The sequence below is a fragment of the Alphaproteobacteria bacterium LSUCC0684 genome, assembly GCA_041228335.1.
Taxonomy (GTDB): Bacteria; Pseudomonadota; Alphaproteobacteria; order Puniceispirillales; family UBA1172.
Genome location: CP166130.1, coordinates 1,853,566 through 1,868,485, shown reverse-complemented (window position 1 = coordinate 1,868,485; position 14,920 = coordinate 1,853,566). Strand labels below are relative to the sequence as shown.

The following is a 14,920-nucleotide window of genomic DNA, read 5'->3' as shown; positions in this document are numbered from 1 at the left end:
GCTGAAAGCACCGCAGAACTATGACAAATTATAATTTTTATCATCACTCATCAGAAAAAATGGTTGATGTTGAATCCAATAGCGTAGCGCTTACGGTTACATCTCCCCCCTATTGGAATGCAATTGATTACGATACGTTCAGCGAACATGGTACGAAGAAGAATTATCGCACCAGAAAATATGCAAATGGATTCCAGTCATCAGATGACGATGGATATATTGAATATCTGAATTGGTGCAATTCAATTTTTGATGAAGTGTACCGGGTGACAAAACCTGGTGGTTTTTGTGCAATTGTCATTGGTACAATTTTATTGAAAGGCAGGTATTTCGCAACGCCCCACGATCTTCTTGGAAAACTTATCGGGGAAGAACCAAGATGGATTTTTCACCAGGATATTATTTGGAACAAGGTTACGGCAGGGATACGCCGTGCAGGAGTTGCTATTCAAAAGCCTTATCCCGGGTATTTCTATCCAAATATCATGACCGAATATATTCATATTCTTCGTAAGCCTGGTGAGCCAATCTATAAAGAGATCAATGGGCACAAAAAATCGAGCGCTTATCCGATAGATGAACTGTTCAAGAAGGATATAGCAAATAATATTTGGCATATCGCACCTGTTCCTCCAGGTATCATTGATCACCCTTGTCCATTTCCGGAAGAAATTCCTGATCGCATTATCAGGCTTTATTCCTATAAGGGTGATACAATTCTGGACCCGTTTCTCGGCTCTGGCCAGACAGCTAAAGTCGCAGTTGAATTGGGCCGCAAAGCAATAGGGTATGAAGTCGAAAAAAAATATATCGAACTTTCGGAACAGCGTATCCTTGAACCCAGCAAAATTCGCAAACAACAGCTTGTAATGACTCCACGGTTTTCCAAAGTCAGCGTTAACCGTGGAGAACTGTTTTGAAATTAAATATTCCGGCGGATGTTCAAAAGCGATTGAATGCTCAGTTAAGAAGATTTCATAACTTCCATGAGCTATCGATTAATTATACCCAGCCGACAAAACAAACATTAGCGGCAATTTCACTTGATGCAGTAGGGCTTCCCTTAAAACAGGAATATTTTTCAAGAGGTGGAACGGTAACCGCAAATGCAATACTTGATATATTGGCTACCCTCTCACCGGCAGAGAAGGACCTAAAGAACCTTGGAAAGCATGAGGCCGTCTTGGCAATTTTGAAGTTGCTCGATTTGGATAGCCGAGATGCACTTTCTGAAGGTAGCACGGTGACCGCCAATGCATGGAAGTTAATTGCCGAAAAATTATGCACCTTTTCAGAAACACAATTGAGAGAAATTGAAAGTATAAAAAATTTACGCACACCGACCAGAGCAGACAGAAAACTCGGCAGGCTTGGTGAGAAATTTGTCATTCGGTATGAGAAAAAGAGGTTGATCAGCGCGGGACTGCCTCAACTTGCCGAACAGGTCGAGGATGTAAGTAAACAAAATCTCGGTTATGATATTTATTCCTTTGATGTTTCAGAAAGAAAAAGGCTGATAGAAGTCAAAACAACTTCAATGTCTCTAGATCATCCCTTTTATCTGACTAAAAATGAATTAATGGCTTCGAATAAATTTCGTTCCAGTTACTGGTTATATCGTGTGTACGAATTCAGAAAAGATTATGGAAAAATAAAATGTTTGAGAGGTGATCTGTTGCCAATTTTGAATCTTAATCCAATTCAATTTTCAGCAAATAAACTAGATAATATAGATTGGATCTCCCCTTAATCTCTTCCCCCTTCGGGTTGTCTTGGGCATAATCTTCTTTTGATATTCCCCTGAGGTCTGCCATGCCTCCCTTTGACCCACAGCGTGACCCTTTGCCGACGGCGGTGCTCGGCCCGACCAATACCGGCAAGACCTGGTATGCCATGGAACGGATGCTGGGGCATTCTTCGGGCATGTTCGGCTTCCCTTTGCGTCTTCTGGCCCGGGAGAATTACGATCGCGCCGTGGCCCGGGCAGGACGCGAGCAGGTTGCGCTGATCACCGGCGAGGAGAAGATCATCCCGCCGCGGGCAAGATATTTCCTCTGCACCGTGGAGGCGATGCCGCTGGACCGGCGGGTCGATTTTCTTGCCATTGACGAAATTCAGCTCGCCGCCGATCCTGAACGCGGCCATGTCTTCACCGATCGCATACTCCATGCCCGCGGGAGGGAGGAGACGCTACTGCTTGGGGCGGAGACCATCCGCCGGGTGCTGGAGCAGATCATCCCGGGGATCGCCGTCACCACCCGCCAGCGTCTCTCACGCCTGAGCTGGGCCGGGCAGAAGAAAGTCACGCGCCTGCCGCGCCGGTCTGCCGTCGTCGCGTTTTCGGCCGCCGATGTCTACAAACTCGCGGAACTGATCCGGGCGCAGCGCGGCGGTACGGCGATTGTCATGGGGGCGCTCAGCCCGCGGACGCGCAACGCCCAGGTTGAACTCTTTCAATCCGGTGATGTGGATTACATGGTTGCCACCGATGCCATCGGCATGGGGCTCAATATGGATATTGATCACATTGCGCTGGCCGATGATGTCAAATTCGATGGCCGCCGCGCACGTCGGCTGTCGCCGGCTGAACTGGGGCAGATCGCCGGCCGTGCCGGCCGCTACACAAGCGATGGCACTTTTGGCATCACCGATCATTGCTCCATGTTCGAAGATGAGCTGATAGCGGCGATAGAGAATCACCGTTTCCGTTACCTTTCCGGTGTCTATTGGCGCAACAGCCAGCTTGATTTTTCATCGCCCGATGCGCTTTTGCGCAGTCTTGAGGCAAATCCGCCATCACCCCTGATGTCACGGAAAGCGGATGCCGATGATCACCTCACCCTTGCAAGTCTTCTTTCCCGGGACGAGATCCGCGTTCTTGCCCATGGGGAGGATCAGGTCAGGCGGCTTTACGATGTTTGCCAAATCCCTGATTATCAACGAGAATTTACCGACAGCCATGCCCAGTTGCTGGCCCGGATCTTTCAGCACCTGGCGGCGGGGGAAGTCCTGCCGAAGGACTGGGTTTCGGCCCAGATGCAGCGATATAACCGGCCTGATGGGGATATCGATACGCTCATGCAGCGCCTGTCCCGCATCCGCACCTGGAGCTATATTACCCAGCGCCGCGACTGGCTTGATGATGCCGAAAGCTTTCAGGGGCTTGCAAGGGACATCGAGGACAGGGTATCAGATAGTCTTAATAATGTGCTGACCCAGCGTTTTGTTGATCGTCGGGCAGCGGTTCTGTCGCGGCGCCTGAAGGAAAATACATCTCTTATGTCATCTGTTAAACCTGATGGGACTGTTATTGTTGAAGGCGAAGACGTCGGCCGGCTCGATGGGTTTGTCTTCACCCCTTCCATTTCGGAAAGCGATGAGAAAGGGCCGGTGCTTGCCGCCGCCCGCAAGGCGCTTCCCGAAGAGATTTCCCAGCGCGTGCGTGCGCTTGCGGCATCGGCGGATACGGCGTTTCAGCTTGACCCGGCTGGCCGGATTTTCTGGCGTGAATCACATATCGGCAACCTGATCAAGGGGGATCAGCTCTATCAGCCCCGGGCGGAAGTCCGGCCCTCGACCATGCTTGAGGGGGATCAGCTCAAAACCGTGCAGGACCGGCTCAACGCCTTTGCCGCCGAATGGCCGAAGACCGTGCTGGAAAAGGCGGTTGCGCTGACGGGTGATACGCTCACCGGCCCGGCCCGGGGTATCGCTTATCAGGTCTATGAAAATCTCGGCACGCTTCCAAGCCAGGTGGTGGGCGGCATGATCAAGGAACTCGACGACGATGGCCGCCGCCTGCTGGCCCAGCACGGGATCAGGCTCGGGGTGGACATGATCTATATGGCGGATCTGCTCAAACCGGCGCAGATAGCGGCAAAAGCTCTTCTCTTCAGCCTCAATACCGGGGAATTCCCCGAAGATGGACCGCCGCCGGCAGGACGGGTGGCGATTGACCATAAAGAAGGGGTCAGCGACGCCTACTGGCTTGCCACCGGATATCGCCGGCTCGGTGATCGCGTCATGCGCGTTGACATGGCAGAGCGTCTTTCCGCCGTCATTCGTGCCGCCGCCCGTGAAGGCAGGTTCCAGATCAGCGAGGAAATGCTTTCGCTTGCCGGGGCAACACGCCCGCAGATGGAAAAGATCCTTGCCGATCTCGGTTATCGCAAGGTGGATGAAATTCCCTCCGAGGACCCGGAGAAACCGCCCGCCGGTGTTTTTGAACGTCCTGCCCGGCCACGCAAGGGCAAGCCCGGTGAAGGCAAACAGCCAGGCAAAGAAGGTCAGCCGCGGCGCAGGAAAAAGGGTGGCAGGCCCGGAAAGCCGCATCAATCAGGGGGAAGGACAAAACCCCCTGCCGTCAATCCCGATTCCCCCTTTGCGGTGCTGGCAAGGCTCAAGGAAGGGCATTCCTGAGCCATGGCCTCGCCGGTGGACTCCCTCGATACGATGCGCATCGATAAATGGCTTTGGGTGGCGCGGTTTTTCAAGACACGCAGCGATGCCAACCGGCTTGTGGCCAGCGGCAGGCTGCGCCTTGATGGCGAGCCGATGTCAAAGCCGCATCGCCAGGTCAGCGAAGGCCATGTACTGACCTTTCCAAAAGGTGAAGATATCCGGGTGATCCGTGTTCTGGCCATGTCGCCGCGTCGCCGCCCTGTGACTGAAGCCCGGCTTCTCTATGATGATCTGGCGCCGCCGGAGCCGAGGGAGCGGCGGCCGAAAGACACGCCTCCTCCCTTTGAGCAGCGTGACAAGGGGGCAGGCAGGCCCACCAAAAGGGAGCGGCGACAAATTGACAGCCTCAAAAGCTGAATTCGTTTCTTGAAGTCTTTATTGCCTTCGGCTAGACATAGCCGTTGCCTACCCCCAGGAGATATCGATGACCTATATCGTGAACGACAAATGCATCCGGTGCAAATACACGGATTGTGTTGAAGTCTGTCCTGTTGACTGTTTTTACGAAGGTGAAAACATGCTGGTTATTCATCCCGATGAATGTATCGACTGCGGGGTCTGTGAGCCGGAATGCCCGCCCGAAGCCATCCTTCCCGATACCGACCCGGGCGCCGAAGCCTGGCTCAAGCTCAATGCCGACATGGCTGAAATCTGGCCGAACATCACCCGCCAGATCGAGGCTCCGACCGATGCCGACGACTTCAAGGATATGGAAGGCAAGTTTGAGAAATACTTCTCCGACAAGCCGGGTAAAGGCGCCTGATCCGGGGGCAGATGCCACAGGGTTGGCATTTTCGGCCAGTTTATGCTATAGTCATGTTTCACTAGGTCATCGTTCATGCGTGCCGGCGGTTGGGGCGCGGGATTCCACGCTTCATGACCTTGTTCTATGGAGACAGAAAAGTCTTTGGTATCGGCTCGTTCGGGGCGGATGCTTGGCTTTTTCGCTTTTCGCAGGAAAGTGATGGTAGGATCAATGGCTAAACAGAAAACAGAAACCGAATTCAACACCGATGACTTTGTTGTCTACCCGACCCATGGCGTTGGCCGTATTCTGGGCACGGAACAGAACAGCATTGCCGGGATGGAAATCGACATGCTCATTGTCCGGTTTGAACAGGACCGGATGACCTTGCGTGTTCCGCTTGAAAAGGCCCGCAGCCTCGGCCTGCGGACGCTCTCGTCGCGCAAGCAGATGGATGAAGCGATCACCACCCTCAAGGGCAAGGCCCGGGTCCGCCGGGACATGTGGTCAAAGCGTGCCAAGCAGTATGATGACAAGATCCGTTCGGGTGATCCTGTATCCATTGCCGAAGTCGTTCGTGACCTCAGGAAGCGGAACAACCAGACCGAACAGTCCTACAGCGAAAGACAGATGTATCAGGCAGCACTTGAGCGTCTCGCCCGGGAATTTGCGGCGATCGAAAAAATCGATCAATCCGCGGCGGCAATCAAGCTTGAAAACCTGATGGACGCGGCGTGATTGCAAAAAAATAAAAAATATTTAAAATATGCCTTGAAACAGATGTTTCGCACTCCAGTTTATCAGATAACCACCAAAAGTATTTTGCAATTGGCGGCAGGGGAGTGAAAAATGGATGACCGCAACGAGACGCTCAGGGCCGACAACAGGTTTATTCGCCGGATCATGCGGCAGTCTCTGCTTGAACGTGATGACGAGTTGAAACTGGCCAAATCATGGCGTGACAACGAAGATGAGCGAGCTCTGCATCAGCTTGTCCTTGCCTATTCCCGGCTTGTGGTGAGCATTGCTTCGAAATTCCGACATTACGGTCTGCCTCTCGGGGATCTGATCCAGGAAGGCAATATCGGCATCATGCAGGCGGCCAGCCGTTTCGATCCGGAACGTGAAGTCCGGTTTTCAACCTATTCCGTCTGGTGGATTCGCGCCTCAATCCAGGATTATGTCCTGCGCAACTGGTCGATTGTGCGCACCGGCACGACATCGGCGCATAAATCCCTTTTCTTCAAACTCCGCCGTCTGCGGGCCCGAATCGGGGAAGCCGAAGGCGGGATGCTGACCGATGAAGGACGCCAGCAGATCGCCGATACGATCGGCGTCAGCCTCGGCGATGTCACCCATATGGAACAGCGTCTTTCCGGCGCGGATTCCTCGCTCAACGCCCCGCTTGGTGAGCAAAATGAACATGCCGCCCAGGATTTCCTCGTTGATGATCGCCCAACACCTGAAATGTCGGTGGCAACAAGCCGCGATGTGACCAAGCTTTCGGCATGGCTTGCCGATGCGCTCGAAGATCTCAGCCCGCGGGAGAAGATGATCATCATGCGTCGGCGGCTTGAGGAAGACGGAGCGACGCTGGACGAGCTTGGCCGTGATTTCGGGGTCAGCAAGGAGCGGGTCCGCCAGCTTGAAGCCCGCGCGATGAGCAAACTTCGCACCAATCTTGAAGCCCGGGTCGAGGATATCAACGATCTTCCCTATCTTGCGTAAGCTTGCGGGATGAGGTCCTATTCGGAAGTCCAGCACCTTTTCCCACCCATAGCCCCGCGGCGGCATTATCGCCTTGATACCGGCGACGGGCATACGCTTTATGCCGAAGAATGCGGCAATCCAGAAGGTATTCCCGTTGTGTTTCTGCATGGCGGGCCGGGGGCGGGCATTTCGGCTACCCATCGACGTATTTTTGATCCCGAACTCTTTCGGGTCGTCCTTTTTGATCAGCGTGGATCCGGCCAGTCCATGCCTTTCGCTGCAACGGAAAACAACACCACCTGGCATCTGGTCGCGGATATGGAAATGATTCGCGAGCATCTCGGGATTGACCGATGGATTGTTTTTGGCGGCTCCTGGGGGTCGACTCTCGGGCTTTCATACGGCATCACTCATCCTGAACGGTGCCTTGGTTTTATCTTGCGCGGGGTGTTTCTCGGCTCGGATGCCGAAGTGGACTGGTTCCTCTATGGGATGGGCAAATTCTACACCGAAGCCTGGGACAGATTCATCCATTTTCTGCCCGAAGACGAGCGCGGGGATCTGCTTGCCGGTTACGGCAAGAGGCTGATGAGTTCGAGCCCGGCCATCTCAATACCCGCAGCAGAAGCCTGGTCATCCTATGAAAATTCCTGCGCTACCCTCAGGGCGGAAACACGCGGCGGCGGCGGCAAGATGGCGCTGAGCCTCGCGAGGATGGAAGCACATTATTTCATCAACCGATGCTTTCTTGAAGAAGGGCAGCTCATCAGGGGTATTGCCGCCATTGCCGAAAAACCCGGTCTTATCGTTCAGGGGAGGATGGATGTCATCTGCCCGCCACGGGTTGCGACCGAGCTTGCGAAAGCCTGGCCGAAGGCCGAGCTGAAGATGGTTGAAGCGGCCGGGCATTCGGCCTTTGAGCCGGGGATTTTGCAGGCATTGATTTCAGGGCTTGCAACTATGGCCAATCAGGTCAACGAATAGTTCTTGCTATTTATTGCAAGTTTCCTTCATAATAGAACAACCTCTAATTGTGTTGTTACTTTTCCTGAGGTGGAGGGATGAGCAAAAACGAAAACCTGAACACAGACAGAAATTTCATGATTACGAACAACAACGCTGTTGATGTGCATGTAGGCCAGCGTATCAGGCGGCGTCGTACCCTGCTCGGGATGAGCCAGGAGCAGCTGGGCAAAGAGCTGAACGTCACGTTTCAGCAGGTCCAGAAATACGAGCGCGGCTCCAACCGTGTCAGCGCTTCCCGCCTGTGGGATATAAGCCAGATCCTTGATGTTGATATCAGTTTCTTCTTTGATGAGATGACCAGTGAGACCAAAGCCAGATCCCCGCGCCGGGTCAGCCTTGGTGGAAGTGAGGCCGAATCAGGCCCGAAGGTCAGGGATCCGATGGCACGTCGTGAGACGCTGGAACTTGTGCGCAACTACTATTCGATCGAGGATGCGCGTACCCGAAAGAAGGTCGCGGAACTGCTCAAATCCATTGCCGCTACTATTCGTGGTAAATGAATTGAAAAGAGAACAGGATGACCACTTCGCCAGACAAAATGAGTTTCGAAGACGCTCTCAAAGAACTTGAACAGATTGTCGATCGTCTGGAGCGTGGTGAGATTTTGCTCGATGATGCGGTCAGTGCTTACGAACGTGGGGCCCGGCTCAGGCAGCATTGCCAGCAGCGCCTGGATGAAGCACGGCTCAAAGTCGAACAGATCAGGTCTTCCAAAACTGCGGGATCATCTCTCCCCGAAGGTGTTGAACCTTTCCCGGGTGGTGATGCATAAGTGACCCCTGTTCCAGCGCAGATACGGGCTGATGCAGATATCGCCGAGGCCACGCTTCGGTCGATTTTTGCCGAGCTTGAAAAAGGTCCGGCGCCAAAACTCATAGAGGCCATGGCCTATTCCGTGCTGGGTGGCGGCAAGCGAATCCGTGCCGCGCTGGTTCTTGGTGCCGCACGGCTGGCGCGGGGCAGGCCGGAAGATGAAGGCGCCTGCCGGGTGGCGGCGGCCTATGAATGCCTGCATGCCTATTCACTGATCCATGACGATCTCCCGGCGATGGATGATGCCGCTACTCGCCGCGGCAAGCCGTCCTGCCATATTGCGTTTGATGAAGCGACCGCCATCCTTGCCGGTGATTCGCTGCAGACACTGGCGTTTGATCTTCTGGCGGACCCACTGACCCATGCCGACGGCAATATCCGTGCCGGGCTGGTTGCCGATCTTGCCCGTGCTTCGGGTGCAGGGGGGATGGCCGGCGGGCAGATGCTTGATCTTGAAGCGGAAAGGCGCCCGTTCAGTCTCGATGAGACGACCTCGATGCAGGCACTCAAGACCGGGGCGCTGATAAGGGCGGCGGCGGTTTCGGGAGGGCGGGTTGGCGGCGCCGCACCAGAACTGCTGGCGGCGCTTGATGCCTATGCGGACAATCTCGGTCTGGCCTTTCAGATCGCCGATGACTTGCTTGATCGCAAGGCCGAAGCAGGAACCCTCGGCAAGCCGTCCCAACAGGATGATCAGGCTGGCAAGGCAAGCTATGTCACCATCCTCGGCATGGATGGAGCCGAAAAAGAGGCCGAAAGGCTCATTGCCGAAGCGGCAGACCATTTGACAAAAGCGGTCACGAAAACTAGCCCATGGCTTGACTATATGCTAGATCTTTCCAGTTTTATAATAAGGCGTGAATATTAGGGTGAAGGTATTCAGCCTGATATGACCGTAAAGGGGGCATGGGCTTAAGATGAAAACGCCGTTACTGGACAAGGTGGTTGTACCGGAGCAGTTGCGTCAACTGCCGGAGAAAAGCCTGAAGGCACTGGCCCAGGAACTCCGGGGAGAAACCATCGATGCGGTCTCGCGTACCGGCGGGCATCTCGGCGCGGGTCTTGGCGTTGTCGAGCTGACCGTGGCGCTCCATTATGTCTTCAACACGCCTGCCGACAAGGTGATCTGGGATGTCGGCCATCAGGCCTATCCCCATAAGATCCTGACGGGCCGTCGCGACCGGATCCGGAGCTTGCGTCAGCCTGGCGGCCTTTCGGGTTTCACCAAGCGCGACGAGTCGGAATATGACCCGTTTGGTGCGGCGCATTCCTCGACGTCGATTTCCGCTGGCCTCGGCATGGCCGTGGCGCGGGATCTGAAAGGCAAGGATTTCAATGTCATCTCGGTGATCGGCGATGGCGCCATGAGCGCCGGCATGGCCTATGAAGCCATGAACAACGCCGGGGCGATGAATTCCAAGATGATCGTGGTCCTCAATGACAACGACATGTCGATTGCGCCGGCGGTGGGGGCGTTGTCGTCGTATCTCAGCCAGTTGATCTCCTCACGTCCGTTCCATTCCATCCGCGAGCTGGCCAAGCAGGTTGCAAGCCGCTTTCCGGCTGAGATCGAGCGCACCGCCAAACGTGCTGAAGAAATGGCCCGGGGGCTTGTCGGCAGCAGCACGATTTTCTCCCAGCTTGGCTTTTTCTATATCGGGCCGGTTGATGGACATGATCTCGACCAGCTGGTGCCGATCCTGAAAAATCTCCGTGACGGGCCGAACCGTGGGCCTGTTCTGCTCCATGTCGTCACCGAAAAGGGCAAAGGGCATCCCTTCGGCCGCGAAAGCGGGGAGAAATATCACGCCGTGCCGAAATTCGACGTCATCACCGGCACCCAGAAGAAACCGGTGTCAAATGCGGTCAGCTATACCGCGGCGTTCGCCAATCAGCTGATTCGTGAAGCGGAAAAAGACCCGGATATCGTCGCGGTGACGGCCGCCATGCCTTCCGGTACCGGCATCGATAAATTTGCCGAACGGTTTCCCGGCCGGAGTTTCGATGTCGGCATTGCCGAGCAGCACGCCGTGACCTTTGCCGCCGGTCTTGCCACCGAAGGCATGAAACCCTTTACCGCGATCTATTCGACCTTTCTGCAACGCGGCTATGATCAGGTTGTGCATGATGTGGCCCTGCAGCGCCTGCCTGTGCGGTTTGCGATTGATCGCGCCGGTCTTGTCGGTGCCGATGGCGCCACCCATGCCGGGGCCTATGATATCGCCTATATGTCCTGCCTGCCTGGCATGGTGGTGATGGCACCTTCGGATGAAGCGGAGTTGAGCCGTGCCGTGGCTACCGCTGCGGTGATTGACGATTCGCCTTCGGCCTTCCGCTACCCCCGCGGTGAAGGCATTGGCTGCCCGATCCCGGACGTGGCTGAAATTTTTGAAATCGGCAAAGGAAGGGTGGTGCGTGAAGGCGAAAGGCTCGCCGTCCTGTCGCTCGGCACCCGGTTGATGGCAGCGCTTGAGGCGGCCGAAACTCTGGCCGATGCCGGGGTGAATATCACCGTGGCCGATGCCCGTTTTGCCAAACCGATTGACACCGATCTGATCACAAGGCTGCTGCGCGATCACGACAGCCTCATCCTCATCGAAGAGGGGAGCGCGGGTGGTTTCGCCGCCCATGTGATGCAGTTTATGGCCAATGAAGGGCTGCTTGACCGCGGCAAATCTGTCCGCGTGCTGACGATGCCGGACAAGCTCATCGATCACAACAGCCAGGACGGCCAGCTCAAAGAGGCGGGGCTCGATGCAGGCGGAATTCTGGCGGCGGCATCATCCCTGCTCGGGCTTGACGAGACAAAGCTGGCGGCCCTGTCCCGGCGCTGAGCAATGGGCGAGGCGTGAAACCCAACCGCAAAGAGAGGCTTGACGTGCTGTTGGTGGAGCGCGGACTTGCCCCCAGTCGTGAAAAGGCCCAGGCCATGATTCTGGCGGGACTCGTCCTCAGCGATGACCGGCGGCTCGACAAACCCGGAACCAGAATTGATCACAACGCGCCCTTGCGCCTCAAAGGCAAGGATCATCCTTATGTCTCCCGCGGCGGGCTGAAACTGGCCGCGGCGTTTGAACATTTTGACGATTTCACCGCCAACGGCGCCATTGCCATCGATGTCGGGGCCAGCACGGGCGGGTTTACCGATGTGCTTCTTCGTGAGGGCGCCGAGCTTGTCTATGCGGTCGATGTCGGCCATGGCCAGCTGGACTGGTCCTTGCGTCAGGATGACCGGGTGGTGGTGCTGGAGAAAACCAACGCCCGCCACCTGACCGCTGAAATCATCCCGCATGCACCGGATATCATTGTCTGTGATGCCTCGTTCATCTCCCTCAGGAAAGTGCTTCCGGCCAGCATGGCGCTGGCGCGGCCCGGGGCGTGGCTGGCGGCGTTGATCAAGCCTCAGTTCGAGGTAGGCCGCGGCCAGGTCGGCAAGGGCGGTGTTGTTCGTGATCCGGCCCTCCATCAGGCGGTGCAGGATGATATTTCCGGCTGGCTGGAGCAAGAGATGGGCTGGCAGGTGAGGGGGATTGTCCCCTCGCCGATTACCGGCCCCGAAGGCAACAGGGAGTTCGTGATCGTGGCGGTCAGCCCCTGATCGGGCCGCATTGCGCCTCATGCCGCATCAGCTGATCGAGGAGAACAATCGCCATCATCGCTTCGCCGATCGGCACCGCGCGAATGCCGACGCAAGGATCATGACGACCTTTGGTCACGACATCGGTTTCCCGTCCATCTTCGGTGATGGTCTGGCGCGGTGTCAGGATCGAGCTTGTGGGCTTGACGACAAACCGGCAGATCACCGGCTGGCCACTTGAAATACCGCCGAGGATGCCGCCCGCATGATTTGAGGAAAACACCGGCCGGCCATCGTCATTGAGTCGCATCTCGTCGCCGGCTTCCGTCCCGGGGATATGGGCGAGGTCAAATCCGCTGCCGATCTCCACCCCCTTGACGGCGTTGATCGACATCATGGCAGAAGCGAGTTCGGCATCAAGTTTGTTGTAGACAGGCCCCCCGAGCCCGGCCGGAACACCATCAGCAACCACTTCGATGACCGCGCCGGCCGATGATCCTGATTTGCGCGTTTTATCAAGGAAATTCTCCCATACCGGAACAATCTCGGGATCAGGGGAGAAAAAGGGGTTGCGGCTGCATTCATCCCAGGACCAGTTGGCGCGATTAATCTCATGCGGGCCGATTTTCACCACCGCGCCGTTGATCCTGAACCCGCTGCCGAGTTTAAGCGCGAGGATCTTGCGTGCAAGAGCGCCCGCGGCAACCCGTGAGGCGGTTTCCCGGGCCGAAGAGCGGCCGCCGCCGCGATAATCACGGATGCCGTATTTGGCGATATAGGTGTAATCGGCATGGCCGGGCCGGTAGGTGTTGGCAATCTCGCCATAATCCCTGGAGCGCTGGTCGGTATTCTCGATCATGAGCATGATCGGCGTGCCGGTGGTTGCGCCTTCGAACACGCCGGAGAGAATCCGGACCTGATCGGCCTCTTTGCGCTGGGTGACGAAACGGGAAGTGCCGGGCTTGCGGCGATCAAGGAAAGGCTGGATATCGGTTTCATCCAGCGGGATTTGCGGCGGCACCCCGTCAACGATACAGCCGATGGCCGGGCCGTGGCTTTCCCCGAATGTCGTAATGCGGAAAAGCGTGCCGAAACTGTTATCTGCCATGATCTAGACCACTGATATGTCCGGGGCATCCACCGCCTTCATGCCGACGACATGATAGCCGCAATCCACATGATGGGTTTCGCCCGACACACCGCTTGAAAGATCGGAAAGCAGGTACACTCCTGCGCCGCCGACATCGTCAAGCGTGACGTTTCTTTTCAGGGGGGAGTTGTACTCGTTCCATTTCAGGATATAGCGGAAATCGCCGATCCCCGAGGCGGCAAGAGTCTTGATGGGGCCTGCCGAAAGCCCGTTGACCCGGATGTTGCGGCCGCCGAGATCCACCGCCAGATACCGCACCGAAGCTTCGAGCGCGGCCTTGGCCACGCCCATGACATTGTAATGCGGCATGACCCGTTCGGCGCCATAATAGGTCAGGGTCAGCATGGAGCCGCCATCGTTCATGATCGCCGCTGCCCGCCGCGCTACGGCAGTGAAGGAATAGACCGAAATATCCATGGTATTGATGAAATTGGAGCGGGTGGTTTCCACATACTGGCCCTTGAGTTCATCCTTGTCGGAATAGGCGATGGCATGGACGACGAAATCGATCTTGCCCCAGGCGTCGCCGATCTTCTCGAACACGTCGTCGACGCTGGCCTCGTCGGTCACATCGCAAGGCAGGACAAGGGAAGATCCAACGGATTCCGCAAGCGGGATAACACGTTTCCCCAGCGCTTCGCCCTGATAGGTGAAGGCCAGTTCCGCCCCGGCAAGATGCGCGGCATGAGCAATGCCCCAGCCGATCGACCGGTCATTGGCCACCCCCATGATCAGTCCTTTTTTCCCCTGCAGAAGATTTGATTCCTGTGCCATGTCGCCCTCAAAAATCCATCGTGACGATGTATCGATAATTTCACAAAATCAATCTACACCGCCCCGGCGGTGTCAGCAAGGGTCAGCTTTCCCCCCCTATTCTAGTTGATCGAATAGGTGGTCTGCTTGCGAATGCTGATGCTGTCGCCGGCGTTGTAGCTGCGGCTGCTTTTCAGGGTCAGATGTTCGCCATCGACGCTGATCTTCAGCCGGTAGCCGCTGATCTCTTCGATCCGTTCTTCACGGACAACCTGGCGGATGGTACAGACGTCCTGCTGTTTATAGCCGACGATCTTTCCCTTCTTGGAGTTCTTTTTGGCCTGATCATGGCCGATCAGCGCCCCGGTTACGGCACCGAAGGTGCCAGCCCCATCCTTGTCGCTGGCAGCATTCCCCACCGCCGAGCCGATCAGCCCGCCGATGATGAGCCCGCCAATGCCGCTATCTTCTTCCTGGCCGGCATAGATCGGCACCTCTTCAACCCCGCAGACCTTTTCTTCGGCCGGGGTTTTGCGGATATAAGAAGAGGTCAGCACCTCAACACTGTCAACATATCCGACAACCGTGGTCACGGTTGTCTGGTTTGCCGCGGCAATGCCGGGCAAGCAAAGCATGGCGCAAGTCATTGCAGCAAGTGTCCGTCGCATGGTTTTCTCCACTGTTA

16 protein-coding genes are annotated in these 14,920 nt (G+C 56.1%); 13 read left to right on the top strand and 3 right to left on the bottom strand.

The features are described from left to right. The first annotated feature begins 59 nt into the window (after positions 1–59). From AB8880_08925 to AB8880_08865, 13 genes are all read left to right on the top strand, one after another. Complete coding sequence (locus tag AB8880_08925; GenBank protein ID XDZ65046.1) at positions 60–920, top strand: site-specific DNA-methyltransferase; 861 nt, start codon at positions 60–62, stop codon at positions 918–920. Further along, on the top strand, positions 917–1,750 hold the full coding sequence (locus AB8880_08920) for a DUF3883 domain-containing protein (GenBank protein XDZ65045.1): 834 nt from the start codon (positions 917–919) through the stop codon (positions 1,748–1,750). Before AB8880_08925 ends, AB8880_08920 begins: the two co-directional genes overlap by 4 nt. Before the next feature lie 62 nt (positions 1,751–1,812). After that, positions 1,813–4,419 (top strand): helicase-related protein, encoded by a 2,607-nt coding sequence (locus AB8880_08915; protein XDZ65044.1) that lies wholly within the window; start codon positions 1,813–1,815, stop codon positions 4,417–4,419. A gap of 3 nt (positions 4,420–4,422) precedes the next feature. Next, complete coding sequence (locus AB8880_08910; protein XDZ65043.1) at positions 4,423–4,818, top strand: RNA-binding S4 domain-containing protein; 396 nt, start codon at positions 4,423–4,425, stop codon at positions 4,816–4,818. 67 nt (positions 4,819–4,885) lie between these two features. After that, entirely contained in the window at positions 4,886–5,224 is a 339-nt protein-coding gene (fdxA, locus tag AB8880_08905) for a ferredoxin FdxA (GenBank protein ID XDZ65042.1), read from the top strand. A gap of 213 nt (positions 5,225–5,437) precedes the next feature. Beyond that, positions 5,438–5,944, top strand: coding sequence for a CarD family transcriptional regulator (locus tag AB8880_08900; protein ID XDZ65041.1), 507 nt, complete (start codon positions 5,438–5,440; stop codon positions 5,942–5,944). A 111-nt stretch (positions 5,945–6,055) separates the two neighbouring features. Next, on the top strand, positions 6,056–6,934 hold the full coding sequence (locus AB8880_08895) for an RNA polymerase factor sigma-32 (GenBank protein XDZ65040.1): 879 nt from the start codon (positions 6,056–6,058) through the stop codon (positions 6,932–6,934). Positions 6,935–6,943: 9 nt separating this feature from the next. After that, positions 6,944–7,900, top strand: a complete 957-nt coding sequence (gene pip / locus AB8880_08890; protein ID XDZ65039.1) for a prolyl aminopeptidase — start codon at positions 6,944–6,946, stop codon at positions 7,898–7,900. 77 nt (positions 7,901–7,977) lie between these two features. Then, entirely contained in the window at positions 7,978–8,442 is a 465-nt protein-coding gene (locus tag AB8880_08885; GenBank protein ID XDZ65038.1) for a helix-turn-helix domain-containing protein, read from the top strand. 17 nt (positions 8,443–8,459) lie between these two features. Beyond that, positions 8,460–8,714, top strand: a complete 255-nt coding sequence (gene xseB, locus AB8880_08880; GenBank protein ID XDZ65037.1) for an exodeoxyribonuclease VII small subunit — start codon at positions 8,460–8,462, stop codon at positions 8,712–8,714. After that, on the top strand, positions 8,715–9,623 hold the full coding sequence (locus AB8880_08875) for a polyprenyl synthetase family protein (GenBank protein XDZ65036.1): 909 nt from the start codon (positions 8,715–8,717) through the stop codon (positions 9,621–9,623). Positions 9,624–9,672: 49 nt separating this feature from the next. Beyond that, a complete protein-coding gene (gene dxs, locus AB8880_08870; protein ID XDZ65035.1) occupies positions 9,673–11,589 on the top strand; it encodes a 1-deoxy-D-xylulose-5-phosphate synthase in 1,917 nt (638 codons plus the stop codon). Between the two features lie 14 nt (positions 11,590–11,603). Continuing rightward, a complete protein-coding gene (locus AB8880_08865) occupies positions 11,604–12,353 on the top strand; it encodes a TlyA family RNA methyltransferase (protein ID XDZ65034.1) in 750 nt (249 codons plus the stop codon). On the opposite strand, the gene aroC is transcribed toward AB8880_08865, so the two are convergent. From aroC to AB8880_08850, 3 genes are all read right to left on the bottom strand, one after another. After that, on the bottom strand, positions 12,343–13,440 hold the full coding sequence (gene aroC, locus AB8880_08860; protein XDZ65033.1) for a chorismate synthase: 1,098 nt from the start codon (positions 13,438–13,440) through the stop codon (positions 12,343–12,345). The genes AB8880_08865 and aroC overlap by 11 nt on opposite strands. A gap of 3 nt (positions 13,441–13,443) precedes the next feature. Beyond that, positions 13,444–14,256 carry an enoyl-ACP reductase FabI gene (fabI, locus tag AB8880_08855; protein XDZ65032.1) on the bottom strand — a complete coding sequence of 271 codons (813 nt, stop codon included), beginning with the start codon at positions 14,254–14,256 and terminating at the stop codon, positions 13,444–13,446. Between the two features lie 101 nt (positions 14,257–14,357). Next, a complete protein-coding gene (locus AB8880_08850) occupies positions 14,358–14,903 on the bottom strand; it encodes a hypothetical protein (protein ID XDZ65031.1) in 546 nt (181 codons plus the stop codon). Positions 14,904–14,920 lie beyond the last annotated feature (17 nt).